This is a genomic window from Mucilaginibacter myungsuensis, assembly GCF_015222005.1.
Classification (GTDB): Bacteria; Bacteroidota; Bacteroidia; order Sphingobacteriales; family Sphingobacteriaceae; genus Mucilaginibacter; species Mucilaginibacter myungsuensis.
Map to the genome: position 1 here is coordinate 347,050 of NZ_JADFFL010000001.1, position 26,646 is coordinate 373,695.

A 26,646-nucleotide genomic window follows, 5' to 3' on the forward strand; every position below is an offset into this window, starting at 1 on the left:
TGACTTCGGACTTTAGACTCGAGACTTCCCGACTTAAAAACCTATCTTTGCCCCTGCAAAACGTTCTATCGCTGTTCGCCGCAAGGCGGGCGGAGGAAAGTCCGGGCAACACAGAGCATCCTGCTTCCTAACGGGAAGGCACCCGCAGCGGGTGACAGCAAGTGCCACAGAGAATATACCGCCTGTTAGTAATAATGGGTAAGGGTGAAAACGTGAGGTAAGAGCTCACGGCTTTCGCGGGTGATCGCGATCGCGGTAAACCTCAGGAGTTGAAAGGCCAAATAGGTGTCGGACGCGGGGCTGCTCGTCCCCTTCACAACGTCAAGTTGGGATGTCGGCATGGGTAGGCCGTTAAAGCTGTGCGGCAACGTACAGAAAAGATCAATGATAGAAGCTCCCGTCAAACGGAGAACAGAACCCGGCTTATAGCTTTGCAGCTGATATTTGCCCCCTCGTAAAAAAGGGGGCATTTTTTTAAACAAGATCTAATGTGTTTTGTTTACTATACAATTCAGCATATATTTAACCCTGATATTATCATATCCTCATAACCAAGCATGGCCAAAATTTTAATTATTGACGACGAGCGGGCGATCCGTAATACTCTACGCGAAATTTTAGAATACGAAGATTACACCGTAGACGACATTGATAACGGCGTTGACGGATTGGTGAAGATCCGCGATAACGACTACGACCTGATCCTTTGCGACATTAAAATGAACCGCATGGATGGCATGGAAGTGCTGACCGAAGGCTTACTGATCAAGCCCGATCTGCCGTTCATTATGATATCGGGCCATGGCACGGTAGAGACCGCGGTAGAGGCCAGCAAGAAAGGCGCGTTCGATTTTATCAGCAAACCACCAGACCTTAACCGCCTATTAATTACCGTACGTAACGCTTTAGATCGCGGTAGTTTAGTTACTGAAACAAAGGTCCTTAAAAAGAAGGTATCAAAGGTACGCCCTATCCTTGGCGAATCTCAACCTATACATAAGATCAAAGAGACCATCGACCGTGTTGCACCTACCGATGCCCGCGTATTGGTGACCGGTGCTAACGGTGCCGGTAAGGAATTGGTAGCACGCTGGTTGCACGAAAAATCTAACCGATCTAACGCCCCCATCATCGAGGTTAACTGCGCGGCCATCCCTTCAGAGTTGATCGAGAGTGAATTGTTCGGTCACGAGAAAGGGTCGTTTACCTCGGCTGTTAAGCAGCGTATCGGTAAATTCGAATCGGCATCTGGCGGCACTTTATTCCTTGACGAGATCGGCGATATGAGCCTATCTGCCCAAGCCAAAGTACTGCGCGCCTTACAAGAAAGTAAGATCACCCGTGTAGGCGGCGAGAAAGAAATAGATGTGGACGTACGTGTAATAGCGGCGACAAACAAAGATCTGTTAAAAGAGATAGAGGCCGGTAATTTCCGTATGGACTTGTATCACCGCTTGAGTGTGATACTGATCCACGTACCGCCATTGGTAGAGCGCCGCGACGATATCCCAATGATCACCCAAAGCTTTTTGGATGAGATCTGTACCGAATATGGTATGCCTGTTAAAAAGGTATCCGAAGCAGGTATGGAAGCTCTAAAGAACCTACCTTGGACCGGGAACATCCGTGAACTACGTAACATGGTAGAGCGTTTGATCATCCTGAGTGATAAGGTGATCACCGACGGCGATGTACGCCAATTCGCTAACCCATCGGCACCGGTAACGGCCGTAGCTGGTGCAGCCGCAGCTCCGCAAACGGATTATGATCAGTTCAAAAACTTCCAGGAGTACAAAGACTTTGCTGAACGCGAGTACATCAAGTTCAAACTGGAGAAGAATAACTGGAATGTATCCAAAACTGCCGACGATATAGATATCCAACGCAGTCACCTATACAGTAAGATCGAAAAATTCGGCCTGAAACGGGGCGAGTAACTCCGTAAGGCTTAACTATTAGCGCCATGCAGGTTTTCTTGCATGGCGTTTTTTTATGATTGTCAACTGAGATCAACACCTGGCGGCTAAAACAAAATTCTGTGAGGTTGTAGGCTAACGGTCACCGCTTTTGTAATACTGCTTTAGGCTTACTAAATTTACGATCGAATTAAAACACACGGCATCTATCTTATTTTATGGGCATTATCCTCACCATCAGGTCTTTTATCTACGTCGCTTTCAGTTCGGTATTAATGCTGGCGCAATGCAGGTCGTCGCAAGCTACTATCCCAAGTCCCGAGGTAGCTGCTGTCGATACTGTCGCTATCACGCCGATGTCGGTAGAGGTCCCTGTTAAACCCGATGCGGTGCCATTGAAAAACATGTTCGGGGTGAATGCTTTTGAGTGGGATTTTCTGTCGAACCCATTCGATAAAAATAACCGTAACGACATTTATCAAACCAATATGGATATCATCAGGTCTTTTAGTGGTTTCAGGCACTATATGGACTGGCAAAAGATAGAGAACACCGAGGGTAATTACACCTTTGCCCCTACTAATGATGGCAGCTGGAATTACGATGTGATCTACGCCCGTTGCAAGGCCGATGGCATTACCGTGCTGGCCGACCTGAAAAATTGCCCGCCCTGGTTAATGAACACCTACCCTACCGAAGCGCGCGACGCGGAGAACGTGCCTGCCCCTTTTGGCGCCGATCTAAGTAAACCAGCAAGTTACATTAAACAGGCACAAGTAGCATTTCAGTTTGCTGCGCGTTACGGATCTAATGCCGGTGTGGACCGTAACTTGCTTAAGGTAGACAGCAAACCACGCTGGAACGGCGACCTGATCAACGAGGTAAAGGCAGGTCTGAACCTGGTCAAATACATCGAATGCGATAACGAACGCGATAAATGGTGGAAAGGCATCGCCACTAAACAGACCGCCGAGGAATACGCGGCCAATATGTCTGCTTTTTACGATGGTCACAAAGGGAAACTCGGCCCTAATGTTGGTGTGAAAACCGCCGACCCGAACATGAAGGTTGTAATGGGAGGTATAGCCACCTGCGATACCAATTTGGTAAAAACGATGATAGAATGGTGCCGCAAAAACCGTGGCACGCGTTCGGATGGCTCAGTCGACCTTTGTTTCGACGTGATCAATTATCACTATTACGCTAATGATGGCGGCATAAACCCGCACCGCCAGGGAACTACAGGTGTAGCGCCCGAGCTTTCGCAGTCGGGCCAGGTGGCGGATGCTTTTGTAAGTTTAGGCAAACGTTATAAATTGCCGGTATGGGTTACCGAGAGCGGTTACGATATTAACCAGGGTAGCTGGCAAAGGGCTATCCCGATCGGCTCGAAATCGGCCTTATTAACTCAGGCCGACTGGAACTTGCGCCAGGCTCTATTGTACATGCGCCACGGCATTGACATGCTGTATTACTACATGCTTTTTGACGCCAACCCGGGCAACGACCCTACTCAATACGCCACCAGCGGCATGGCCGAGCGCGGCAAACGCCGCCCGACCACTGACTATATCCTGCAAACCAACAAACTGATCGGCGACTACACCTATAGCAAAACCATCAATGCCGACCCGTTGGTGGACGTTTATGTAAAAGGCAACAAAACGATGTACGTACTGACCGTCCCAGATCAAACAGGTCGCACTACTGACTATGAATTAGCTTTAGATGGTGCATCGTCTGCCAACGTTTACAAATTAGTAGCCGGTGACGATGCTATGGATAAAAGCACCCCCAAATTTAGCGGTGGTAAATTAAAGATAAGCGTTACCGAGACGCCGGTTTTCGTGGAAGGGAATTAAGGTCGACCCAAAAGTCGATGTGATCGGAAACAAGCGGCAAAGTTGATAACAATTTGTCATTTTGGAACGCAGTGAAGGACCCTCACTGATACGTATTTCGGATCTGCTTTTCCTGCTTTGCATTGTAGCGGCAGTCTTTAACTGCTTTCAGGATGACAGGCTTTCAACCATTGACCCCTTTTAGTTGACTGCTCCCACGAGCGAATCGGATCAGAGTTGTGTCGTTCGTTTGTAGGATGACGAAAGCCTACGCTGTTAAAAGTTAAGCTTAATTCTCTCAGCATTCACCTCAACTAATATCACAAAACCACCATTCCCAATACTTCTATCTCACCCTCTATTGATGATTATCGCTTATCGAATATCATTTTAATCAAGTCCAAATTTATTCCTTAAATGAGTAACCTTTTCGTGACCTTCTCGTAAAAAAGAGAAAGATCACGAAAGTGAGATTTCTCATCTGCCAATTTTACTGAACTATTGACCCTAATTAATTGACTGATGATTAAATTTTTACACACCTCAACTAAAGCTATACTACTGGCTGCTACATTACTAACTTTCTCGCAATGTAAAAAGGAGGAGTCGCTGATGCCGCTCACCACTGCGCATCCAAAACTGGAAACTTTAGCGCTTGCTGAATACCCGATCCCGGCGCTACCTGCGAGTGTCCCGCTGAAAAATATGTTCGGCATTAATGCTTTTGAGTGGGACTTTTTAGAGAACCCCCACGATCAAAACAACCGCAGCGTGATCTACGAGGCTAAGATGTCGCTCATCAAAACTTTTAGCGGTGTGCGCCACTATATGGATTGGGAGAAACTGGAGAACGCCGAAGGCAGCTTCACCTTTAACCCGACCAACGCAGGCGGCTGGAATTACGACATCATCTATAGCCGCTGCAAGCAAGAAGGCATGCCGGTAGTTGCCGACCTGAAGACCGTACCTAACTGGCTTTTAGAGACCTACCCTGCGGACCAGCGCGATAACGAGAACGTTCCTGCACCCTACGGCGCTTACCTGCCCGATCCGGCATCGTATTATAAACAAGCCTTAGTAGCATTTCAGTTTGCGGCGCGATACGGCTCTAACACCGCTGTTGACCCATGGCAGGTAAAAGTGAACACCACGCCACGCTGGACCAATGATCCGGTGAACGAGAAAAAAATAGGTTTAGGTCTGGTAAAATACATCGAATGCGATAACGAGCGCGATAAATGGTGGAAAGGCCCGGCCACTAAGCAAACTGCCGAAGAATATGCAGCTAACATGTCCGCCTTTTATGATGGGCATAAAGGTACCATGGGTGCCAACGCTGGCGTAAAGACCGCCGATCCTAACATGTTGGTGGTAATGGGCGGCATTGCCACTTGCGATACCATGTACGTTCAGCGTATGATAAACTGGTGCAAAACCAACCGCGGTTACCGTGCCGATGGTTCGGTAAATCTGTGCTTTGATGTGATCAACTATCACTATTATTCGAGCGAAGGCAGGGTAAACCCTTTTGTGCAAGGTTATAAAGGCATAGCGCCGGAGCTATCAATGGCGGGCGAAGTAGCCGATGCATTTGTTCGCCTGGGTAAAGCCTACGGTCTACCGGTTTGGGTTACCGAAGCCGGCTACGATGTTAACCAGGGCAGCTGGCAAAAAGTGCCACCGGTTGGCAGCAAATCGGTATTGCTGACACAGGCCGATTGGGTTTTGCGTACATCGCTGCTGTACGCCCGTCATGGTATCCAAAGCTTGTATCATTACCTGCTGTTCGATGCTAACGATGGCGACCCGACCCAATACGCCACCAGCGGTTTGAACGACCCGACCAAACGCCGCCCGGCTGCCGACTATATCCTGCAAACTAAAAACCTGATGGGCGATTACAGCTTTGTAAAGAACATTAGCAAAAACCCAATGGTGGATCAGTACACTAACGGCATCAAAACCATGTATGTATTGGTAGTTCCGGATCAGAAAGACCGTAAGGCAACTTACAAATTGGATCTGGGCAAGGGCAGTTACACCGCTAGCATTTACAAACCAAAGCCCGGTGCCAACACCATGACTAAAACCACAGGTTTAGCCATAGGCGGTAAACTGACCGTTACGGTTACCGAAACACCGATGTTCATCCAGTCAAATCAATAATCTTCTTTTTGCCGATGTTGCCTAAAATGGCGGCATCGGCAAAATTATCCTCGAAATGTTTTTGATCTCCGGGCAAAATTTTGCCTCGGCTACGATAACTAAAACTTTATCGACGTTCGGATCTTTGGTTAACCTAAGCAAATTTCTTTTGCTAAAACATGAGGGGTTATGCGATAGTTTGTATATTGCATAACCCTTTTTTTAGGGCAAACCAAAACCTAAATTAATGCCTCTGCCTTCTTACCTCCACTTTGTTAAAAGATATAGCTGTGCTATTTTATTAGTTGCCTTCGCCGGTATTTGCCGGGCGCAGGTAGATCAGTCTACATCGGCCCGGATCGTCGACAGGGATATGAAACGCATATTCGATTCGTTAAAAGCCACTAACCAAAAACTCCCTACCGAAAAGGTACACTTGCATACCGATAAAGCGTTCTACAACATTGGCGATACCATTTGGTTCAAGGCTTATGTAGTGAACAACGTCACCGGTAAAGGCACCAATATGAGCAACCGCTTGTATGTGACCATGCAGGATGACAGCCTTAACGTGATCGACCGCATTAGCGTACGCCTGGTCAATGGCATAGGTTGGGCGCAATTTCCTATTCGTAAGATACAATACCTGGAGGGCAATTTTACACTGTGGGCCAACACCACCTGGATGCAGAATTTTCAGTCGTACTATTCCCGCCGTTTTTATTTTGGTCAGGCCATGACGGATGCCTGGCTGGTCACATCGGACACTAAGATAGATAGCGTAAATGGCAAAAGCCGCATATCTGTTTCGCTGGCGCTTAACCGTACCGATAAGTTATTATCCCCCGTCACGCTGAAAGATGTGGAGGTAAGGATATACGATCGCGACCGTTACCTTTTTAAAAAGAAGATGCGCACGGGCGTGGATGGCAGCCTTAAATTTACCGAGGATCTGAAAGACAGGGTAGACGGTAAACGCGTGCGGGCGCAGATCACATCCTTAGACCCGATAGATACCAATAAGATATTAAAAGTACCGCTAACCATTGACCGCAGCAACAAGATAGACCTGCAATTTTTACCCGAGGGCGGCAAACTGGTGGCAGGCCTAAAGTCGACAGTAGGTTTTAAAGCGATCGGTGAAGATGGTCGCGGGACAAATGTGGCCGGGGATGTATTTGATAGTAAGGGCAAAAAAGTAGCGAGTTTTAAGGCATTACATAAAGGTATGGGCGCGTTTGAGTTTACTCCGCAGCCGGGCAGCGATAGTTTGAACAGAGCGATACAGTCGTGGGTCAACAAACGCCCTACCGAAACTTACACCGCACGCATTACCGAGCCGCAAGGCGTTACCGAAGAATACCAGCTGCCCAAGGTTGAGCCCTTTGGCACGGTGATCCATTTAGAGAATGTCGAGAACGCTAACCATGTCAAAATAACTTTAGCGGGACTTAACAGCGTTCCATTAGACAGTGGCATAACGATGGTTGCTACCGCTGGTGGCGCGCTGCGTTACGCCCAAAAAGTAATGATCGACACTAAAGAACTCATTGTTGAAAAGAAGGCTTTCCCTACCGGCCCCGTCCGTTTTACTTTGTTTAAAGGTATCACACCGTTGAATGAGCGTGTTGTTTTTATTGACCATCACGACCAATTACAAATGAAGATAACTCCCCACAAACCAAGCTACGGCAAGCGGGATAGCGTAAGCTTGAGCATTGAGGTAAAAGATAAAAACGGCAATCCGGTAGCCGGGCGTTTCTCGTTATCGGTCACTGATGACCGGCAAACCAAAGTGGATACGTTGGGTGATCTTGACGCTACAACCAGTTTATTGTTGACCGGCAATTTGACGATAAGCAAGATCAAAGATTTTAAGAAGATGTACCTGAAGGATTTTGAGGAATACTTTGTAAAAGGAGAGATAGAATCGCCGGGGTATTACATCCATCGCACCGATAAAAAGGCATGGGAGGCGTTAGATAATTTAATGCTGACCCAGGCCTGGGCCGATCATCCGTGGACAAAAGTGTTCGGGTCTGAGAAAAAGATCTGGTTCAAACCGCAAAACACCCAAAGTATCACGGGAACGGTACTTAATATGTCTGGCAAGCCTATACCCAACGCCAACGTATGGATATATTCTAAAAAACCGGCACTTGACGGTAAAGAGGTGACCGATAAGAACGGTGTCTTCGCCTTCCGTAGCCTTTTAGCTATCGACTCAGGCTCCTTTTTCTTCCAGGCGGTTAATGCTAATTTGAAACCGTTGGCGTTAAGCGAGGTAGATATTGACCGCGCCCACTTTATGTTGCAGCTTCCCTTTTTTAACTACCCTATCCTGCCTTGGTATGTAAACACAGACAGCACACTGATCGATCAGGCTAAACGCCTTACGGCTTGGGCTAACGCCGCCTATCCAAAGGGGGTAGGTACTTTGTTAAAGGAGGTGAAGATCAAACAAACAAAGATCATCAGAGGCTCGTACAACGAGATCGGCCCCGGGAAGGCCGACTATATATTTGACGAGAATGACATCAAGCGATCCGGACTGACTAACCTGTACGAGTTCTTATCAAGAAATATCCCCGGTTTAAGATTTATGCACGGCTATAACAGCCGGGATGAACCGATCATAATTGTTAAATATAACGGCCTCCAAATAAGTCCTAAATTGGATTTTGACCAAATGGTTATCAATGATTTCAAAAACCCGTGGGGGTATTTTCGGCGGTCAGTTGATGCTGTAGAGGAATTATCGAAGTTCAATCTTTCTGACATCCGCGGGATCGAACTTGCTGTGAGCGATAAATACACACACTTTAAGGGGCCAATGATGGCTATAACCAGTTACAGTGGTGTTGGCGGCAAAACACAATATGCCAACGCATCTTTTCAATTTTACCGCCCGGTACCGATTACACCTCCTAAACTATTTTACACCCCTAAATATGCCATCAAAAGTAAGCTGACCTTTCCTGACTATCGCCCTACCGTGCATTGGGAACCAAACATCGTTACGGATAAGAACGGCAAGGCGACGGTTACCTTTTATACATCCGATAGTGATGGTGGACTGAGCATAAACCTACAAGGCATGAGCGCTGACGGGCGGACCGGAAGTTTGTTGTATAAGTTACCGGCCAAGAGCAAATGACCCCCCTGTTTTTCTGATCCCGATGGTCTTTGAAGTATGTATGACAAGGGAGATGTCACCCTGAGTTTGAAGATTCACGATGGGACTTTGAAGCTGATATTACAAGGGGGTGTCATCCTGCGCTTGTCGAAAAGCGACATGCGGGGGGATCGCCACAATGCACAGTCACCATTTGCATAGTGGCTACCCCGCCGCACCATGGTTCGACGGGCTCACCATGACACCCTTTAAAAATAAAACTTGCCATGGGTAGACGATGGTTATTGGTCCAGCAGCTTCTTTTTGCGTTTCTCAAATTCTTCTTTCGTGATCGCGCCCGAATCCATCAGCTCTTTTAGCTTTTTGATCTCGTCGGCGACAGAAGCTACGGGTCCACTTGACCTATCGGCCTCTATGCTATTTTTACATGGTGTTACTTCGCATACTGAGATAGCATCGTCTATATACATGGAATAACGAAATGGCCCCGCGCCTGACACCATAAAAACGTATTTGTCTACGTTTTTAGCTTGGATCTTTTTAATGCTTTTAACAATAAGCGCCCCGTTGGCAAACTCTTTTTGCAGGCCCCGGCCATTGCTTCGGCCCTGAGGGTTGGGTACGTTGATGAAACCCATGGCACCCCGATCTTCCACAAAAAAGAAAGAGCCATTATTATTCGACCCCTTGCCCAGGCGTACAGTATCGTTAAGATGGTAAGTCACCCCGTTGGTAGCCTGGTATTCCTTGATGTCTTGCGCTTTGGTGAGCATCGGCACCAGGAGCGTTGTTAGTAATACTAATTTTTTCATCTGCTTGATCAATACGACACCAAGTTAAGCAAAACGTTTAATGGCCGGTAATTTATCGCTATCAAATATAGGTTGCGATAGCCTGACGCACTTGCCCCAGGTAGCCCGCCCCGAATAAATTTAGATGCAGCAGCAAGGGATACAAATTGTAAAGTTCCAAACGTTCCTGCCAGCCCGGCTGTAATGGATACGTCGCGTGGTAGGCCTCATAAAAAGCCCTGTCGAAACCGCCGGATAAGGTGGTCATGGCAATATCGAACTCGCGGTGGCCATAGCTAACCGCCGGATCGATCAGGTATGGTTTACCGCTTTTGCTAATGATATAGTTACCGCTCCACAGGTCGCCGTGGATGAGCGCCGGAGGTTCTTCAGGAAAGATTTCGCCCAGTTTTTTATAGATCTGTTCTACATTGTGGTTGTCGTTGAAGGTAAGGTAACCTTTGCGGTTAGCTATATTAAGCATCGGGGTCAGTCGCTCATCTCTAAAAAAGTCGGACCAGTTAGTATGGCGCTTGTTACTTTGCGGAAGCGAACCCATATAGTTATCAGCATCAAAACCGAAGGAGGACGAGCTGTGCCGGTGCATTTGAGCAAGTTGCTCGCCAAAGGTCGTTTGCGATTTTTTGTTACTAATACCGGCTGGTATCCATTCCATCAACAGAAAGGCATCGTCCTCCAACTCTCCTGCTGCTATCACCTGTGGAACAGCGATCATGTTTGTTGATGCAATGGCCGATAGCCCCTCCTGCTCTCTTTGAAACATCAATGGGAAACGGTTTGCGCTATTAAACTTGATAAAATACTCGCCGGATAACGTTGCTAAGTAATAAGCCTGGTTGATGCTGCCACCGCTAACGGGTTTAATGATGGTGATCCTTTCCGTGGTTGTTGCTATATGGTCGGTGAGCGCGGGCGATATCATTGTAAAAATATTCTTTCAGGCGCACCGGCGGGCGATGCATCCTTATTGAATATTACTTTGCATTGTCCGCAATTCCCGGCAACTTCTTTACTTGTACCATTATTAGCGTAGGAACGCTCTATTTCCTGGTTCAATTTGTTATAAGACGTTCGATGCAGTTTTAAATTACCGTTGGGATAATAGACCCGGATCTCGTAAACCTCCTCCTTCATATCTAAGCGCTCTTCTAAACTCATCCCTTCGGTAACTTTATAAGACTTCCTAATATAACTCCGGCCATCAGCACTATACTCATAAACCTGTTGTAGCTGTTTATCCCGACCGTTTACCGTTCGCATCGAGTCTAATTGATGAATATTGAATAAACTGTCTTTATGGTCAAATGCTAACATGATCCTCATTTTAATACGTTCCGACGCCTCACCGGTATCAAGATAACTTACCGCTTTGGCGATCAGGTTATCTCGATAAGTAACATCTCTGATCAGCTGACCGCTTGGCGAATAGATCAACCGATGACCCGTGCGGATACCATTATTAAATTCCTCGGTTATAAATGGGATACCTGTAGGGTACCAGATGTTGCGCTTACCATCCAACCGTCCATTTTTAAAATGTTGTGATACCTCGGTTTTACCATTTGGACAAAGTATCTTACTTAATACGGTTGACGACGGGTGCTGATAAATATCTCGCAACAGCGCCAATTTCTCCATAGTGTAAGTGTTAAACCAATCACGGTAGCCGTCGGCATCTTGATATTTTGTTGTATGGTCGCAACTGAAGACCGACATTTTACCTTCGTAAACGATACCAAAGAACAACCATACCTCTCCCACTTCTAAACCCAAATTACAAGTGGTATTAAAACCTGGGTCTACAAATAGCGTGGTAGGCTCGCCTTTAAACTGTTCTAACACGGTCACCTTTACATTTGGGGTCTTACGTAAAGTGATCCTGCCCGAGTCTACCGGGCCCAGATCGTCTATCCTCACCAACGCTATCGCCTGGTATCCTTTCAGGTCTTCTTTATTTTTAAACGGTTTGATCCCTTCGCACCAGCAGCAATAGGCTTGCGTAGTAATAAAAGAGCATAATAGGGTCAATAATAACTTCATTTGATAAGGCTTTGAGTTAATTTATTTTACGCTAAAGTACTTAATTCGTTGCGCCGTTCATAAATATCAACCCAAAAAACTATTTTTGCGGTTGAATGAAGAATATCCGTAATTTCTGTATCATAGCACACATCGACCACGGCAAAAGTACCCTTGCCGACAGGTTGTTAGAATATACCAACACTATTACCAAGCGCGAGGCACAGGCCCAGTTGCTTGATGATATGGATCTTGAACGCGAACGCGGTATCACCATTAAAAGCCATGCCATCCAAATGGACTATGAGCTTAACGGCGAAAAATATGTTTTGAACCTGATCGATACCCCGGGACACGTGGATTTTAGCTACGAGGTTTCCCGCTCTATAGCCGCCTGCGAGGGCGCTTTGCTGATCGTAGATGCATCGCAAGGTATCCAGGCGCAAACCATATCTAACCTTTATTTAGCTTTAGAGAACGACCTGGAGATCATCCCGGTACTAAATAAAATGGACCTTCCCGGCGCTATGCCCGAGGAGGTGAAAGACCAGATCGTTGATCTGATCGGTTGCAAACGCGAGGAAATTTTAGCAGCCTCGGGTAAGACCGGCTTAGGTGTGCATGATATACTTGAAGCTATCGTGGCCCGCGTCCCTGCTCCCGTTGGCGATCCTGAAGCTCCGCTGCAAGCCTTGATCTTCGACTCGGTGTTTAACTCGTTCCGTGGTATCATCGCTTATTTTAAAGTGGTGAACGGCGAGATACGCAAAGGAGATAAAGTAAAATTCTTCGCTACGGAAAAGAATTACATTGCGGAGGAAGTTGGTACGCTTAAGCTGAACCAATTGCCTAAAGATGTGATCAAGACCGGCGACGTTGGTTATATCATTTCGGGCATCAAAGAAGCCAAAGAGGTTAAAGTTGGTGATACCATCACTAACATAGCACGCCCATGTGCCGAAGGTATTCAAGGTTTTGAAGAAGTAAAACCAATGGTATTTGCCGGTATATACCCTGTTGATACTGACGATTACGAAGAACTGCGCGAGGCCATGGCCAAACTGCAACTGAACGATGCATCACTGGTTTTTGAACCGGAATCGTCTGCAGCATTAGGATTCGGTTTCCGTTGCGGTTTCTTAGGAATGCTGCACATGGAGATCATCCAGGAGCGTTTGGAGCGCGAATTCAACATGACGGTGATCACCACCGTTCCCAACGTATCGTACATCGCCTACAGCACCAAAGGCGAAGAAATGCTGGTGAACAACCCAAGCGACCTGCCCGATCCAAGCAAAATGGATTATGTAGAGGAGCCTTTTATTAAAGCGACCATCATTACCAAGTCCGAATTTGTTGGTCCGGTGATGTCACTTTGTATACAGAAACGTGGTATGGTGATGAATCAATCATATCTAACATCCGACCGCGTGGAGATGACTTTCGAGATGCCAATGGGCGAGATCGTATTTGATTTTTACGATAAGCTAAAAACCATTTCTAAAGGTTACGCATCGTTCGATTACCACCAGATCGGTTACCGCCGCTCTGACCTGGTTAAACTGGATATCCGTTTGAACGCCGAACCTGTAGATGCGCTATCATCATTGATACACCGCAGTAACTCTTACGATTTTGGTAAAAAGATCTGCGAGAAACTGAAAGAACTATTACCTCGTCAGCAATTCGAGATCATTATCCAAGCATCTATCGGTGCCAAGATCATCGCCCGCGAAACGGTTAAAGCCATGCGTAAAGACGTGACCGCCAAATGTTACGGTGGTGATATCTCGCGTAAACGTAAACTGTTAGAGAAGCAGAAAGCCGGTAAAAAACGCATGCGCCAGGTAGGTAACGTAGAGATACCGCAAAGCGCATTCATGGCGGTTTTAAAACTGGACTAATATTAGAATCAGGAGGCAAGAATCAAGATACAAGACTTGGGACTTGCTTCTTCTATTTTATAAGCAAATAATTTTTGAGGCATTTTTGTCTTGCCTCTTGACTTTTTATTCTTGAATCTTTCCCATGCAGTTACTCGACGGCAAATACGTATCAGAAAAAGTTAAAGGTGAAATAGCTGAGCAAGCAGCAGCTTACTTAGCAAAGTCAGGAAGGAAACCGCACCTGGTGGCCGTACTTGTTGGCCACGACGGTGGCAGCGAGACCTATGTAGCCAGCAAAATGAAAAATTGCGAGGCCGTAGGCTTTAAGTCGAGCCTGGTGCGTTATGAGGCTGATGTTACCGAGGAAGAATTATTGGCCAAAGTAGCCGAACTGAATGCAGATGCTGATATCGACGGTATCATTGTGCAGCTTCCCCTGCCAAAACATATCAATCCTGAGAAAGTGACCGAACGAATAGACCACCGCAAAGATGTGGACGGTTTCCACCCGATCAACCTGGGCCGCATGCAGCGTAACCTGCCATCTTTTATCCCGGCTACTCCTTACGGTATCACCCTAATGCTGAAGGAATACGGCATTGAGACCGCGGGCAAACATTGCGTGGTTGTTGGCAGGAGCAATATCGTAGGTTCGCCGATGAGCATTTTAATGGCTCGCAACACTCAACCGGGTAACTGTACGGTAACCATTTGCCATAGCCGCACACCGGATATCAAGAAATTCACGCTGGATGCTGACATCCTGATCGTGGCCATCGGCAAAAAGAATTTCATCACCGCTGATATGGTAAAAGACGGCGTAGTTGTAATAGACGTAGGCATGAACCGCGAGACATCAACCGCAACCAAGTCGGGCTTTAAATTGTTCGGCGACGTTGATTTTGAAGGCGTATCGCAAAAAGCATCGTGGATAACCCCTGTTCCGGGCGGTGTTGGTTTGATGACCATTATTGGGTTATTGAAGAACACTTTGGCGTCGGCAAATAAGGAAGTCTACGCTTGATTTCACAGATTTTGGAAGGATCTCACCGATTTTATCGAACTTATAAAATGGGTGAGATCTTTCTAAAATCGATTTAATTTAGGTAGGTGAAATCCTTCCCAAATCGGTGTAATCAAGAAAACAATCGGTGAAATCCTTCTCCAATCGGTGAAATCAAGAAGAAAACATTTTCTTTACCTTCTCCATAAACGTCTCGAACCCAACAAACACATCCTCGCCTTCGGTCGTCACAGCATAAGTATTAACGTAATCACCCTGACCTGTGCTGCCTCGCCCATTTTCCAGATCGTAAGAGAACCGATGCACCGGGCAAACCAGCTTCCCATCAGCACACCAACCGCGACTCAGGTCTTCGCCGGCATGCGGGCAACGGGCCGATAGGGCAAATAGTTCACCTTCGTAATTGATCAGGCATAAGGAATGTCCGTCTATCCGGATCTTTTTGATGAAGGGTTGGCTACGGTCGGGCAAGCGATCAACTTTGTACCATTTCATATCGGTGCAAAATTAAAAGTCTATACGGATATCCATCAAACGCGGGTTCTTGATCACCTCGTTCATATCTGTTTGAATCGTAACGCGTTTACGATCGGCCGAGAGTACGGCTTTGGGATTGTTCAACTTCTTAACCGGTTTAGCAAAATTTAATACGACTTTATAAGGTGTTTCGATCAGCATAGCCTTAGCCATACTGAAAGTAGATGCCGTCTTTTTCAGGAACGCGTTGAATTTAGAGATATCCACGCTACGGTAGAATTTATTACTGCTGATCTCGTAAATATAATAATCCTCGCCCGACAGGATATTTTGTGCATCGAACACGGGTGTTCTTTTGCTATTTCTACTGATGGCATTTGCACCACCGGCGCTGCTTATTTTGGCAAAATGTTCCAGGTAATATTTTAGGCTGTCGGCGTTGCGGGCGGTATGGCTTAAAGTGATCTTCATCAGGTCCTTATTCAGATCCATGTTAATACGCAGCTTGCTATTTTTGGCCATGGCCGCGTCTTTGGCGTTCAGTTTGTCGGCGGTACTATCTGGCAGGGCGCTGTAAAAATCGAGCGTGGTATCTTTAGCCATGGCAAACTCCGGCGTGGCCCGGGCCGAGTCGGTCATCAGGTTCATCAATACCGAAACGGCTTTGCTCATATCGAATATATTGACTACCGTGCAAGACCCATCTGCATTAAAATCATACCGTTCTTCAATGTCGACACAGGATGTAAAGCATAAGGTGATCAGGAAAACGAATAAGAGTCGGTGTTTTTTCATGAGCCGTCCTTTAAAAACTAAAGTAGTAATTTCTGTAATGGTTTTGTTTAATTTTTAATGATAGCTAAATGCCTATCGACCATATCTCACCTTTACCCTTTCGTCTTTATCCTTTCACCTCATCTAAATTATCAACGCAATCTCACCTTTACCCTTTCGTCTTTATCCTTTCAACCCAAAACAGTACCTTTGCACCCTCAAATTATGGCACACGTAATACCGGAAGACGGGACATTGCTTCCTTTAATGGAAGAATTTTACACGATACAGGGCGAAGGTTACAATACCGGTAAGGCAGCGTACTTTATCCGCCTGGGTGGTTGCGATGTGGGCTGCCATTGGTGCGATGTAAAGGAAAGCTGGGACGCCGAACTTCACGCGCTAACACATGCCAATACCATAGTTGAACACGCCTCGGTAAACCCTGCTAAAGCGGTAGTAGTTACCGGCGGCGAGCCATTGATCTACAACCTTGATTATCTGACCGCTCAATTACAAGGCAGCGGTATCCGTACCTTCATCGAAACTTCGGGCGCTTATCCCCTTTCGGGATCTTGGGATTGGATATGTTTGTCGCCCAAAAAATTCAAAGCTCCCGTGCAAAGCGTGGCCGAAAAAGCGCACGAGTTAAAGGTGATCGTATTCAACAAATCTGACTTTTTGTGGGCCGAGCAACACGCCGAAATGGTTGGCCCGGATTGTAAGCTATACCTACAACCCGAATGGTCTAAACATGCAGAGATGACCCCGCTGATCGTGGACTATGTGATGAACAACCCTAAATGGGAGATATCGCTGCAAACCCACAAGTATTTGAATATTCCTTAAAAGGTGTAACTTAGGACTATCGTACACCTCAACGCCTACCCTAAAAATGAGAATTTCGATAGCCCTGATAGTTTCTTTCTTTTTATCATCCGCGTTGTTTGCCCAAACGGGGCAACTATCCACCAAGAATAAAAGGGCGATCGAATTTTACTTCCGCTCTAACCAAGCGATCGACGAGAAAGACTACGAGAAAGCCCTTTTTAACCTGCACGAGGCCATTAAGACCGACGAAAAGTTTATTGAGGCCTACGCGCAATTGGGCGACATCTACCGCCTGCAACGAAAATACAAAGAAGCTATCCCGAACTATCGCCGTGTAAATGAGCTGAATGCCGACTTTAATCGGGCCATCTATTTAAAACTGGGCGAAGCCGAGATCTTTACTGCTGAATATCCTTTAGCCAAGGCCGACCTTGAAAAATACCTCACCTACCCTGCCATTAGCGAGGCCAATAAATCATATGCCCGCAAACTCATCCTGGATTGCGACTTCAGTATCGATGCGTTGAAACACCCCGTCCCCTTCAAGCCTATTAACATGGGCGAGACCGTGAATACCGCCGACGACGAATACATGCCCGTAGCCACAGCCGACGAAGCCACACTGATATTTACCCGAAAAATAGCCCAGAACGAGGATTTTTATAAAAGTAACAAGCTGGATAACAAATGGCAAAAGGCCGTTCCGCTACCCGGGCAGATCAATACGCCCAACTACAACGAGGGTGCGCAATCCATTTCTCAGGATGGTAAATACCTGTTTTTTACGGGCTGTAACCGCCCCGACGGTATAGGCCGCTGCGATATCTACATATCCACAAAGCGCGGCGAACAATGGGGTAAACCATTTGATATTAGTCCGCCGGTTAATACCAACGGGTGGGAATCGCAGCCATCATTAAGCGCCAGCGGGCGCACGTTATATTTTGTCAGCAACCGTGCAGGTGGTTTGGGTGGTTACGATATCTGGCGGTCGAGCTTAGGCGATAAAGGCTGGGACGCCCCCGTAAACATGGGGCCGAATATCAATACCATTTACGATGAGCAATCACCGTTCATCCATGCCGATGATAGTACGCTTTACTTTTGCTCTAACGGCTGGCCGGGCATGGGCAATAAGGACCTTTTTGTAAGTCGTTTATCTAAGAGCGGCGAATGGGGCAAACCTGTAAACCTGGGTTATCCCATCAACTCTAACGGCGACGAGAACGGCCTGACCACCACTGCTAATGGTGCCTACGCGTTCTTCGCATCCAACAACCTAAATGGTTTTGGCGGCTACGATATCTATACTTTCGAGCTGCCACCTGCCGCCCGACCGCGGGTGGTGACCTATGTTAAAGGGATCATTAAAGATGCGCGAACAAAAATATTGCTGGAAGTCGCAGTGGAGATCATTGACCTGGAAAAGAACATCCCGATGTACCAAAACTACAGCAGCCTACCCGAAGGCGACTTTTTGGCGACTCTTACCTCAGGGAAAAATTATGCGCTGAATATCTCAAAAAGTGGTTATCTCTTTTATTCGGATAACTTCTCGTTGGTAGGGCACGAGGCTAAGAATCCGTTCAATATCGTGGTGTTCTTAGAGCCAATAGAGGTAGGCAGCAAGACCATCTTGAAAAATATCTTTTTTGACACCAATCGATTTGACCTGAAGCCGGAATCCATGTCCGAACTAAATAAGCTCGTCAGCTTCCTCAACATCAATCCGACGGTCAAGATCGAAATATCCGGCCACACCGATGACGTAGGCGCCGACCAAACCAACCAAACCTTATCCGAGAACCGGGCAAAGTCGGTTTACCAATACGTGATCAGCCACGGCATCCCGGCAACACGGTTGGTGTTTAAAGGTTACGGCGAAACGCAACCAATCCAGCCGAATACCAATGATGAAAAAAGGGCAATGAATAGGAGGACGGAGTTTAAGGTGGTGGCGAAGTAAATGGGAATGACAATTAATTTCATCGAATCGGCGGAAGATCTTGCAAAAGCAAAAGAAGAATTGTCCAGTATAATTAAATTAGATGTAGATCTTATTTATAATCCATTTCAAAAGGACTTCACAATATTTAAAGCCTTTGAATTTGATAGGATCTATGGTCTAAACTTCTATAAAGGACTTACAGACTTTCTTATCAAAAACCGAATTAACGAATTTACTTTCTACACCTTACTGCCGAATCCTGAAGACTATTTTCATCACCATTTTGCCAAATATAGTATAGTAAAAGTTAATGCAAACCTAAGTCATGATGATTTTTGGGATTTTTTAGACACTGACCCAGGAAACTCGCCTGCCGATGCATTGATATTTAATGCTGAAACAGTTGCTTTATATTCTAAAGAGTCCAGTTGGGGTATCGTTGGCTCGAAGGATCTGGAAATAGGCATAATAGGATTTAGAGAGGAGAAAGTCCAAAAAGAATTTATCAGATGTTTTGATCCAAACGTCTTCGTAAGCATTCGATCACGTTTAAGTGATCTTGACGATATGTTAAACCTTTCAATTGACACTAAAAACATCCATGAATTGATAATTAAGAGCTATACCGATTAATAAAACATAAAACACCGTGCTACCGCAACCGTCTCAGCGTTGGTCCGGATGTTCCATCCCGGACCGTGTTTCAGGCGGATCTGTGATCCGCGTATTATGATCAACATAATCGCATTTGTGAATTTGTGCAGGGTTTGTATATTTAAACATGGGCTTTAAATACCGTATCACCAGTGACGACGAACTTTATTTTTTAACAATGACCGTTGTTGACTGGATAGACGTTTTCACCCGTAAAGAATTATGCCTTGATCTATTGCTATCTTTAAACTATTGTCAGCAGCATAAGGGGCTTAAAATATATTCGTGGTGTTTGATGCCCAGTCACCTTCATTTGGTGGTATCGGTTGAACCAGGGCCAAACACGTTGTCGGATGTGATGCGCGACTTTAAAAAGTTCACTTCAAAAAAGATCGTTAGTTCGATAAAAGAAATTGCTGAAAGCCGCCGAGAGTGGTTATTGCGACACTTTGCATATGCCGGCAAATTTAACCCAAAGATCAAGGAATATCAATTTTGGCAGGAGGGCTTACATCCTATTGAATTAAAAACATTTAAGTTTATAGAGCAAAAGATCAATTACATTCACAATAACCCGGTCGAAGCCGGAATGGTATATCGTGCCGAAGATTATGTATGGAGTTCAGCTGCGCAATATGCAGGCGAATATAATCCCTTGTTGACTGTATTGGTGATAGAGGATGTCGGTACGATGTTACGAGGATTATAAATCCTCGTAACATTTAGTCCGGGATTGTAAATCCGGACTAACAGAGAGAACCGCGCCAAGTCGGTTTACCAATACGTGATCAACCACGGCATCCCGGCAACACGTCTGGTATTTAAGGGCTACGGGGAAACACAGCCGATACAACCTAATACCAATGACGAGAACAGGGCGATGAACAGAAGGACAGAATTTAAGGTGGTGGCGAAGTAAATATGTTTATATGCGTACACACCAATTATGAAAAAACTATTCCTTTTCTTATTGAGTCTGCTTCTCGTAAACTGTAGCAATGCGCCGGTATCAACACCAAAACGGCCTCAAGACCCTACCTCCTATCCTTATAGACAGGAAGATGTGACGTTCACAAATCCAAAGGCAGGAAACAGCTTGACCGGCACGTTAACCATACCTTCAAAAGGCAAAATCTCTAAGATAGTTGTACTTATTACAGGGACGGGACCGCAAGATCGAAATTACGCATCAAAAGGACTTAACCATCGACCTTTTTTGGTTTGGAGTGACTGGCTTACCCGTAATGGCATCGCAGTTTTAAGATATGATGATCGTGGCGTCGGTAAGTCTACAGGCGTTTTTGATACAGGCACCACGGCTGATTTTGCTGATGACGCGGAGGCTGCCGTAAATTATATACATTCAAGAAAGGACCTTAAAGGTTTATCTATTGGGCTAATGGGCCATAGCGAGGGCGGCATGATCGCACCAATAGTGGCCAGTAGGGTCAAGTTGGTTAGTTTTATATGTTTACTTGCCGCGCCCGGAGTGCCTGCACACGAGTTGATGGTTCAACAGGCTAAAGATCAAATGCGGCTAAACGGTGCATCTGCCGAAGATAGGGAGCTGACGGTGGCGGGTATGCGGAAAATTTATCGGACCATACACGATAATGCGGGATTGCGCCATTCTGAACTAAAGCTAAAACTTGATACACTACTTTATAGAGAGACCAGAAATGTACCACTGCGCTTATTGCAAGGAAGATCTGTAGACGAGGTTGTTAAGCTTACCTCGGCACGATACCTTTCGCCCTGGTTTAAGTATTTTATATTGTTTCAACCTGCAGACTATTTATCTAAAGTCAAATGCCCTGCGTTTGCGTTGAATGGCACGTTGGATATCCAGGTAGAAAGCACTACCAATCTTGCTGCTATAAAGAACGCCTTACAAAAGGCCGGTAACAACAACCATCAGGAGATGGCGTTACCCGGATTAAATCACGCTTTTCAAAAAGCAAAGACCGGAGCGGTAAGTGAATATCCGCAAATTTCTGAAACTATTAATCCGATAGCGCTCAAAACAGTATCAACATGGATCAGTCAACTTAATTAGCTGGAAACGTTCAATCCCCCCGACTGGCGCGAGTATGCAGCGGGGGCCGAAAGCGGTGGGGTACTCGTGACTTTGTACATTTAGCAATGTCTCTAAACTATAAAAATTTGATAGTCACGATTAACCCAAGCCACTGATCCTACGCTGCATACTCGCGCCAGTCAAGAGTAAGAACGAAACACTGGTGTGTTCTTCTTTTTTTAATCTATAATTATGTCACGAGTACGCTACGTAATAGACTTTGGTTGCATACTGCCCCTTAGTCAGCGTACGCGTACCGCGTGTGCTAATATACTTGCGCGTACCACCGCCCCTCCCTACTTTGACAAGAGCGCGGAACGCGCTAAGAAACCATGTCACACGCGGCACGTGTGCGCCAGCATTGGGGCATAGTTAAACCATTCAATAATTTCGTGGATTTCGCTTCAGTAGCAAATAAACATACATTTGCCACCGTAACTGCATATTTAACGAGCGATATACCTGCTGGTCATATTGAGTCTGCATATCTCCGCATTGACCCAAGATCTTATGATAAAGATCATCCATCTCTTTTTCATAATTATCGGTAAATACCGCAGCCCGAAAAGCATCAGCTAATTTACGGGCATAAAGTTCAGAAATATCAAAATGCAATTGTTCGTGAGCTAATAGGTCGGGCAAATGATGTTCTTTTGACCTAACGAACGAGACCTGGGTATCAAAAGTACAACGTACCTTAAAACTGAAATAATAGTTAACGCTATCGGTAGTCTTACGTTCGTAACTATAAGTGATAGCAGACGACGTTGCAGCGCTGTATCCCGATCTCAGATCGGGTTTGCCTGCAAAATCTTTCCATACCAAGGGTCTATTCTCTTGCCATTCTATTACTTGCGCTTTAACAGGCACCGAGCCTGTAAGTAAAACGATGATCGCTAATGTTGTTAAAAGCCGCATGTACGGTTAGGTTTGGTAGAACTAATTTACTGTTTTTTAAAACAGTAAGCACTATCAATAAAACATTGCAATTCATCTGTCCTCGCAGGGGTCTCACGCAGTGGACCCTGCGCAAGTTAGCAGGTCCGGATGCAGATCAGCACCAATATTTAGAATAATTTATGATCTCGACAAACGGATGTCGCTTCACTAACTTATAAAATGCAGCGCTGCTATGTGAATAGTCGGTAAAACGCTGTAAAATATTATTCACAAATCAAAGCTTTGATCTCTTCAAAAGTTCCTTGGACAGATATCTTAGCATACGGGCCGTGAGCAAAATACAAATTGGTTAGATCCCCCTCTGGTTTGATCAATGCTATATAATCAATGTTGATAACTACCTCTTGTCCAAGAGGTGCTGCAATAAGTTCTACAAAATTAGGCATTAAGCGATAAAATTTAGGATATAAATCTACATATAAAAGACTTGATCTTTTAGCTATCTGGTAACCCTTTTAAGAATAACTTTGCATAACTGAGTTAGATTTAGTTTGGATGCTCATGGTGGTCCGGATGCTCCATCCCGGACCAAGTTTTAGTCGGATCTGTGATCCGCGTAATACCATCAGTTGACCTCGTTGCCTTAATACCGAGGCAGTGCCCCTTAGGCCTCCAAACCTAAAACTTTAGACTTCTCCCCCTTTATAATTCCCTCTATCATATCCAACTGTTCGGCACTTAGTGATTTTAAATTTTGCTGGCTAAGTATGGTGTTATTAATTTGGATATAGTTATTCTGCTCGTTCACTACCGTTGCGGGCTGCTGCTTATTCAATGTGCCGATCATTTCAAAATATAGCTTGGCGGCCCGCATGTCGCCATTGTTAGCCAGCTTGAAAACTGTGGAAAGTACGGAGTTGGACATAAATTTGAATTGTTCCATTTCCGCGTCGAACATCGGGTGCTGTGCATACCCGTTAAAATGCTTGGCTATGGTTTGCCTGCTCAGGCCCGTTTCATCGGCTATCGCCCCTCTTTTGGGCATCACCCCGTACTTTTGAATAAATTTCGATATAGCCTCGCTAATGACCATATGATTATACTCCCAAACGGCATGCCGCGTACCGGCCGTTAGGATGGGGTCTATTTTTGACAAATAACGGTCTCGTACTTCGTCTTTTAATTGATCAAGCCGTTCGGTCAATACCTCGGACATATGATTTTTTTCTGCCTGGCTGAGATGCGCGATATCAGGCAACGTAATAATTTGTTTAGCAAGCAGGTTATTGATCTTGTTTTTTGATGTGATAAGCTGATTTACAGCACTGGTTGTAATGTCCATAAGTATAAATGGTTTAAGGTTAATAATAAAAGATCTTGGCGCACAACCCTAACGAATGGCTAACGCCAATGTGGGATATTGAGAATACCGCCGACCAAGGCCGCAGACAATGAAAGAAAGTTTATGATACTCCCCCAAGACGTGAATGCCGTCCGGACGAAGTTAAATTGAAAAAAATGGCCCGCCAGTAATTGACCATTTAAGAAGATAATATGCCCCCTGACAAATGTAAAGATACCGAAAAACATCTATGCTTACTAATGAAATTAGTTATTTTATTAATTCAGCTATAAACATTATAAAATACCGATTATCAGATATTTAAATAAGATATGGTAATAAAAAATGTTAACCTTTGTAAACTTTCGTCTGGTTAGTGTAGCATTGAACTTCTGTAAAAGCAAAAAGCCGGGCGTTCCCACCCGGCTCTATTAATATAATACCTTCAGACTTTCAACTTAAGACTACAGACTTAATTCCCCAACTCCGACATGAACTTGATACGCATCAACTGCACTTCCTCGCGGGTATAGTCGTCGGCTCCTAATTCAACCAGGGCGTTATCTATCGAGTCAACCTCGGCAGAGCGGAAATAGTCGTACACCTCGTCTTGTTTATCCTCGTCTATAACTTCGTCGATGTAGTAGTTCAGGTTCAGTTTGGTACCTGAGTTAACGATAGTCTCGATCTCTTTTAAAATATCCTCGTAGGTCAAACCTTTAGAGCGGGCAATATCCTCAAGATCAAGATGGCGGTCGATGTTTTGAATGATATAGACCTTCAGGGCCGACTTATTAGCCGCGCTCTTGATCACCATATCTATCGGGCGGTCAATATCGTTATCCTCTACATACTTCTTGATCAGCTCGATGAACGGCGCGCCGAACTTCAAGGCTTTACCCTGCCCTACGCCGGATATCTGTTTTAACTCGTCGGTGCTGATCGGATAGTGCGTACACATCTCCTCTAACGACGGATCCTGGAAGATCACGAATGGCGGCAGGTTCTTTTGCTTGGCTACCTTCTTGCGCAGGTCTTTCAACATCTGTAACAGAGCCGTATCTAAAGCGCCGCTGGTGCTCTTCGGGTTATCATCGTCAGAGTCATCATCAGTAGCGCCGATCGGCCTGTTCATGATAAAGCGGATGCTGTGCGGGTTCTCTAAAAAGTCGTGTCCTTTGGCGGTCAATCTAAGCAGACCGTATTGGTCAATATCTTTAGAGATGTAATTGTCCAGCAAAGCCTGACGGATCAGCGAGTTCCAAAGTAAAGCGCCATGCTCCTTACCTGAGCCGAACGACTCCAACAAGTGATGCTCGTAATGGTGCACATGCGGTACATCATCACCCATCAGCACGCTAACAATGTGGTGGTCGTCAAACTTCTCGCCCAGGTTCTTCATCATGCTCAGCATGCGGTGCAGGTGCTCTTCGCCGTCAAACTGTTGTTTGTGGGCGCAGCAGTTATCGCACATATTGTTACAGCCGGCCTCGTTAAAGTTCTCGCCAAAGTAGTGCAAAATCTGTTTACGGCGGCAAACGGCCGACTCGGCATAGTCAATAACCTCTTTCAGTATCTGGGTACCTATCTCACGTTCAGCGACAGGCTTGTCTTTCATAAACTTTTGCAGCTTGTCAATATCCTTTTCAGAATAAAAAGCCACGCAAATGCCCTCGCCGCCATCACGCCCGGCACGACCGGTCTCTTGGTAGTAACCCTCCATGCTCTTAGGCATATCGTGGTGGATCACGTAACGCACATCGGGTTTATCAATACCCATACCAAAGGCAATGGTAGCTACGATTACATCAGTATCTTCCATCAGGAATTTGTCCTGTGTATCGGCACGTACTTTTGCATCTAAACCAGCGTGATAAGGCAGTGCTTTAACGCCGTTTAGTGTAAGTGCCTGTGCAACTTCCTCTACCTTTTTACGGCTAAGGCAATAAATGATCCCCGATTTACCCTGATGCTGTTTAACGAACATCACCAGTTCTTTCATTACGTTGCGCTTAGGGCGAACTTCGTAAAACAAGTTAGAACGGTTGAACGATGATTTGAACACCGTTGCGTTATTCATCTGCAGGTTCTTTTGGATATCCTGCTGCACTTTTGGCGTTGCAGTAGCGGTCAGCGCTATGATCGGGATATTCTCGCCGATATTGCTGATCACCTGGCGTATCTTACGGTATTCCGGGCGAAAATCATGTCCCCACTCAGATATACAGTGCGCCTCGTCGACCGCCACGAACGATACCAGGTTAAGGCGTAGAAAGTCGATATTATCCTGCTTGGTAAGTGACTCAGGTGCTACGTATAGTAATTTGGTCTTACCGGCCAGCACGTCTTCTTTAACGCGTGCTATCTCTGATTTGGTAAGGGACGAATTAAGGAAATGGGCTATGCTGTCAGATCCGCCAAAGGCGCGCAATTGATCTACCTGATTTTTCATCAGTGCAATAAGCGGAGAAATTACAATTGCGGTGCCCTCGCTCATCAGGGCCGGTAATTGGTAACACATAGATTTACCGCCGCCCGTAGGCATTATCACAAAAGTATCGTTGCCTGATAGTATATTGGTGATGATCGCTTCTTGCTCACCCTTAAAATTGTCGAAACCGAAAAAATTCTGGAGGTTATCGAAAAGAGATTTCTTAGTCTCTATCATTATTTAGTTTGTATGTGGTGCTGTGTATTAAAGTTCAAAATAACAAAAATTTTCAAAAAAACTATGCATGCAGATGATATTTTTAAATAAATATGATACTAACTGCAAACAATTCGTTTTTTTATTGATTTTTATACCCGTCGGTCGAGTATAATTAACGTAAATTCGCCCTGTAATCGTATTACCTGCAACGGTT

General features: G+C 45.5%; 21 protein-coding genes and 1 other RNA gene. 13 read left to right on the plus strand and 9 right to left on the minus strand.

Features of this window, described 5'->3' with window-relative positions; all coding sequences use genetic code 11:
• Window positions 1-52: 52 nt before the first annotated feature.
• The 5 genes from rnpB (at window position 53) to IRJ16_RS01525 (ending at window position 9,059) form a co-directional block, all read left to right on the plus strand.
• Window positions 53-442: RNase P RNA component class A (rnpB, locus tag IRJ16_RS01505), an RNA gene on the plus strand.
• Window positions 443-557: 115 nt separating this feature from the next.
• Window positions 558-1,937 (plus strand): sigma-54-dependent transcriptional regulator, encoded by a 1,380-nt coding sequence (locus tag IRJ16_RS01510; protein WP_194109744.1) that lies wholly within the window; start codon window positions 558-560, stop codon window positions 1,935-1,937.
• A 197-nt stretch (window positions 1,938-2,134) separates the two neighbouring features.
• On the plus strand, window positions 2,135-3,778 hold the full coding sequence (locus IRJ16_RS01515; RefSeq protein WP_194109745.1) for a hypothetical protein: 1,644 nt from the start codon (window positions 2,135-2,137) through the stop codon (window positions 3,776-3,778).
• Between the two features lie 501 nt (window positions 3,779-4,279).
• Window positions 4,280-5,923: a hypothetical protein gene (locus IRJ16_RS01520; protein WP_194109746.1), complete on the plus strand. Its 1,644-nt coding sequence runs from the start codon at window positions 4,280-4,282 to the stop codon at window positions 5,921-5,923.
• 226 nt (window positions 5,924-6,149) lie between these two features.
• The gene (locus IRJ16_RS01525; protein WP_194109747.1) at window positions 6,150-9,059 is read left to right on the plus strand and encodes a carboxypeptidase-like regulatory domain-containing protein; all 2,910 of its coding nucleotides are present in this window, start codon (window positions 6,150-6,152) and stop codon (window positions 9,057-9,059) included.
• 260 nt (window positions 9,060-9,319) lie between these two features.
• On the opposite strand, the gene IRJ16_RS01530 is transcribed toward IRJ16_RS01525, so the two are convergent.
• From IRJ16_RS01530 to IRJ16_RS01540, 3 genes are all read right to left on the minus strand, one after another.
• A complete protein-coding gene (locus tag IRJ16_RS01530) occupies window positions 9,320-9,850 on the minus strand; it encodes an SHOCT domain-containing protein (RefSeq protein ID WP_194109748.1) in 531 nt (176 codons plus the stop codon).
• 61 nt (window positions 9,851-9,911) lie between these two features.
• On the minus strand, window positions 9,912-10,772 hold the full coding sequence (locus tag IRJ16_RS01535; RefSeq protein WP_194109749.1) for a fructosamine kinase family protein: 861 nt from the start codon (window positions 10,770-10,772) through the stop codon (window positions 9,912-9,914).
• Entirely contained in the window at window positions 10,769-11,890 is a 1,122-nt protein-coding gene (locus tag IRJ16_RS01540) for a toxin-antitoxin system YwqK family antitoxin (protein ID WP_194109750.1), read from the minus strand. Before IRJ16_RS01540 ends, IRJ16_RS01535 begins: the two co-directional genes overlap by 4 nt.
• Window positions 11,891-11,985: 95 nt before the next feature.
• Between IRJ16_RS01540 and lepA the strand changes: the two genes are divergently transcribed.
• A complete protein-coding gene (lepA, locus tag IRJ16_RS01545; RefSeq protein ID WP_194109751.1) occupies window positions 11,986-13,773 on the plus strand; it encodes a translation elongation factor 4 in 1,788 nt (595 codons plus the stop codon).
• 124 nt (window positions 13,774-13,897) lie between these two features.
• Window positions 13,898-14,779: a bifunctional 5,10-methylenetetrahydrofolate dehydrogenase/5,10-methenyltetrahydrofolate cyclohydrolase gene (locus IRJ16_RS01550; RefSeq protein WP_194109752.1), complete on the plus strand. Its 882-nt coding sequence runs from the start codon at window positions 13,898-13,900 to the stop codon at window positions 14,777-14,779.
• 153 nt (window positions 14,780-14,932) lie between these two features.
• Here the strand turns inward: IRJ16_RS01550 and IRJ16_RS01555 are convergent, their stop codons facing one another.
• The gene (locus tag IRJ16_RS01555; RefSeq protein ID WP_194109753.1) at window positions 14,933-15,274 is read right to left on the minus strand and encodes a Rieske (2Fe-2S) protein; all 342 of its coding nucleotides are present in this window, start codon (window positions 15,272-15,274) and stop codon (window positions 14,933-14,935) included.
• Window positions 15,275-15,286: 12 nt separating this feature from the next.
• Window positions 15,287-16,051 (minus strand): hypothetical protein, encoded by a 765-nt coding sequence (locus IRJ16_RS01560; RefSeq protein WP_194109754.1) that lies wholly within the window; start codon window positions 16,049-16,051, stop codon window positions 15,287-15,289.
• 204 nt (window positions 16,052-16,255) lie between these two features.
• Here IRJ16_RS01560 and IRJ16_RS01565 point away from each other — a divergent pair, with 204 nt between their 5' ends.
• From IRJ16_RS01565 to IRJ16_RS01590, 6 genes are all read left to right on the plus strand, one after another.
• Window positions 16,256-16,879, plus strand: coding sequence for a 7-carboxy-7-deazaguanine synthase QueE (locus IRJ16_RS01565; protein WP_194109755.1), 624 nt, complete (start codon window positions 16,256-16,258; stop codon window positions 16,877-16,879).
• Window positions 16,880-16,925: 46 nt separating this feature from the next.
• Window positions 16,926-18,827 (plus strand): OmpA family protein, encoded by a 1,902-nt coding sequence (locus tag IRJ16_RS01570; RefSeq protein WP_194109756.1) that lies wholly within the window; start codon window positions 16,926-16,928, stop codon window positions 18,825-18,827.
• A 6-nt stretch (window positions 18,828-18,833) separates the two neighbouring features.
• A complete protein-coding gene (locus IRJ16_RS01575) occupies window positions 18,834-19,442 on the plus strand; it encodes a hypothetical protein (protein ID WP_194109757.1) in 609 nt (202 codons plus the stop codon).
• A gap of 148 nt (window positions 19,443-19,590) precedes the next feature.
• Window positions 19,591-20,172: an REP-associated tyrosine transposase gene (locus IRJ16_RS01580; protein ID WP_194109758.1), complete on the plus strand. Its 582-nt coding sequence runs from the start codon at window positions 19,591-19,593 to the stop codon at window positions 20,170-20,172.
• A 30-nt stretch (window positions 20,173-20,202) separates the two neighbouring features.
• A complete protein-coding gene (locus tag IRJ16_RS23165; RefSeq protein ID WP_194110194.1) occupies window positions 20,203-20,382 on the plus strand; it encodes an OmpA family protein in 180 nt (59 codons plus the stop codon).
• Window positions 20,383-20,409: 27 nt separating this feature from the next.
• Complete coding sequence (locus tag IRJ16_RS01590; RefSeq protein ID WP_194109759.1) at window positions 20,410-21,519, plus strand: alpha/beta hydrolase family protein; 1,110 nt, start codon at window positions 20,410-20,412, stop codon at window positions 21,517-21,519.
• A 402-nt stretch (window positions 21,520-21,921) separates the two neighbouring features.
• Here the strand turns inward: IRJ16_RS01590 and IRJ16_RS01595 are convergent, their stop codons facing one another.
• The 4 genes from IRJ16_RS01595 to recQ form a co-directional block, all read right to left on the minus strand.
• A complete protein-coding gene (locus tag IRJ16_RS01595; RefSeq protein ID WP_194109760.1) occupies window positions 21,922-22,458 on the minus strand; it encodes a DUF922 domain-containing protein in 537 nt (178 codons plus the stop codon).
• Between the two features lie 245 nt (window positions 22,459-22,703).
• A complete protein-coding gene (locus IRJ16_RS01600; RefSeq protein ID WP_194109761.1) occupies window positions 22,704-22,886 on the minus strand; it encodes a hypothetical protein in 183 nt (60 codons plus the stop codon).
• A 218-nt stretch (window positions 22,887-23,104) separates the two neighbouring features.
• Complete coding sequence (locus IRJ16_RS01605) at window positions 23,105-23,782, minus strand: hypothetical protein (protein WP_194109762.1); 678 nt, start codon at window positions 23,780-23,782, stop codon at window positions 23,105-23,107.
• Between the two features lie 472 nt (window positions 23,783-24,254).
• On the minus strand, window positions 24,255-26,447 hold the full coding sequence (gene recQ / locus IRJ16_RS01610) for a DNA helicase RecQ (RefSeq protein WP_194110195.1): 2,193 nt from the start codon (window positions 26,445-26,447) through the stop codon (window positions 24,255-24,257).
• Window positions 26,448-26,646 lie beyond the last annotated feature (199 nt).